1 protein-coding gene is annotated in these 1,383 nt (G+C 48.0%); it reads left to right on the forward strand.

The genetic code is table 11. The features are described from left to right. The coding region (locus GMD4S_RS12150; protein WP_000001498.1) for a PolC-type DNA polymerase III at window positions 1–1,383 on the forward strand (1,383 nt) is incomplete at both ends.

Consider the following 1,383-nt stretch of genomic DNA (forward strand, 5'->3'; position numbering starts at 1 on the left):
AGGATATTCCTTTCGAGACCTTCCTTGGTTTTGATGGGGACAAGGTTCCCGATATTGACTTGAACTTCTCGGGAGAAGACCAGCCTAGCGCCCACTTGGATGTACGTGATATCTTTGGTGAAGAATATGCCTTCCGTGCAGGAACGGTTGGTACAGTTGCTGCTAAGACTGCTTATGGATTTGTCAAGGGCTATGAGAGAGACTATGGGAAGTTTTATCGTGATGCAGAGGTGGAACGTCTTGCCCAAGGTGCTGCCGGTGTCAAGCGGACTACAGGACAACACCCAGGAGGAATCGTTGTTATTCCGAACTACATGGATGTCTACGACTTTACGCCTGTTCAGTATCCAGCGGATGACGTGACGGCTGAATGGCAGACGACTCACTTTAACTTCCATGATATCGATGAGAATGTCCTCAAACTCGATGTACTGGGGCATGATGATCCGACCATGATTCGAAAATTGCAGGACTTGTCTGGTATTGACCCTAATGAAATTCCTATGGATGATGAAGGTGTCATGGCCCTCTTTTCTGGAACTGATGTACTAGGGGTAACACCTGAGCAAATCGGAACGCCGACGGGCATGCTGGGAATCCCAGAGTTTGGAACAAACTTTGTACGTGGGATGGTAGACGAAACGCATCCGACGACCTTTGCGGAATTGCTTCAGTTGTCTGGATTATCCCACGGTACCGATGTGTGGTTGGGAAATGCCCAGGATTTGATCAAGCAAGGAATTGCGGACCTATCGACTGTTATCGGTTGTCGGGACGACATCATGGTTTACCTCATGCATGCGGGTCTCGAGCCTAAGATGGCCTTTACCATCATGGAACGGGTACGTAAGGGCTTGTGGTTGAAGATTTCAGAAGAGGAGCGAAATGGCTATATCGAAGCCATGAAGGCCAATAAGGTGCCAGAGTGGTATATCGAGTCCTGTGGAAAAATCAAGTATATGTTCCCTAAAGCCCATGCGGCAGCCTACGTTATGATGGCCTTGCGCGTAGCCTACTTCAAGGTTCACCATCCCATTTATTACTACTGTGCTTACTTTTCAATCCGCGCTAAGGCTTTTGATATCAAGACCATGGGTGCGGGCTTGGACGCCATCAAGCGCAGAATGGAAGAAATCGCTGAAAAACGGAAGAACAATGAAGCCTCTAATGTGGAAATTGACCTCTATACCACTCTTGAGATTGTCAATGAGATGTGGGAACGTGGCTTTAAGTTTGGCAAGTTAGACCTCTATCGTAGTGATGCGACTGAATTCATCATTGACGGAGACACTCTTATCCCACCATTTGTAGCAATGGATGGTCTGGGAGAGAACGTTGCTAAGCAGTTGGTGCGTGCGCGTGAAGAGGGTGAGTTCCTCTCTA

This window comes from Streptococcus sp. GMD4S, from assembly GCF_000296955.1.